At 45.7% G+C, this 578-nt stretch carries 1 protein-coding gene and 1 pseudogene; one reads left to right on the forward strand and one right to left on the reverse strand.

Going from position 1 to position 578, the window contains the following annotated elements; genetic code table 11:
* Positions 1 to 113 (forward strand): annotated as a pseudogene (locus R7R24_RS28965) (TIGR03899 family protein); the annotation flags it as partial.
* Positions 114 to 203: 90 nt separating this feature from the next.
* Here R7R24_RS28965 and cysC read toward each other — a convergent pair.
* On the reverse strand, positions 204 to 578 hold a 375-nt coding region (gene cysC, locus R7R24_RS28970), incomplete at its 5' end, for an adenylyl-sulfate kinase (RefSeq protein WP_318120494.1).

Genomic DNA, 578 nt, shown 5'->3' on the forward strand with positions numbered 1-578 from the left:
AACTGCTTGGCAACAAGCCAAATTCCCAGTACTACGACCAAATGCTCGCCTTGTTAAATCAAAAGTTTAGCGTAAGCTCAGAAGCAAGCAGCAGCGTGAACTATACCGTTTAGTTTCGCTCTAGGAGCTTTAGGTCACCTATGATCTAAAAGCTCCTCAAGCAGTACACTAAGCTTTTGGCCACCTATGTTCCAAAAGCTGAGTTAGCTGATCACACGACGCTGTTTAAGCTCATTCAAACACAATTCAACCAACTCGTCGACGCTCTTCTCGCCTGCTGGCAAATCAATTTCTGGATTGATTGGCGCTTGATATTCTGAATCAATACCCGTGAAATTTGGGATCTCACCTGCTCGCGCTTTTTTGTATAAACCTTTTGGATCTCGGCCTTCGCACACTTCGAGAGATGCATTCACAAACACTTCAATGAACTCACCTTCGGGCAGTAAATCGCGAACGAGTTGACGCTCAGCACGGTGAGGAGAAATGAACGCGGACAACACAATCAAACCCGCATCTGCCATCAGTTTCGCCAACTCGCCAATACGACGAATATTTTCACGACGATCTTGTTCAGA

The organism is Vibrio sp. 704, from assembly GCF_033339295.1.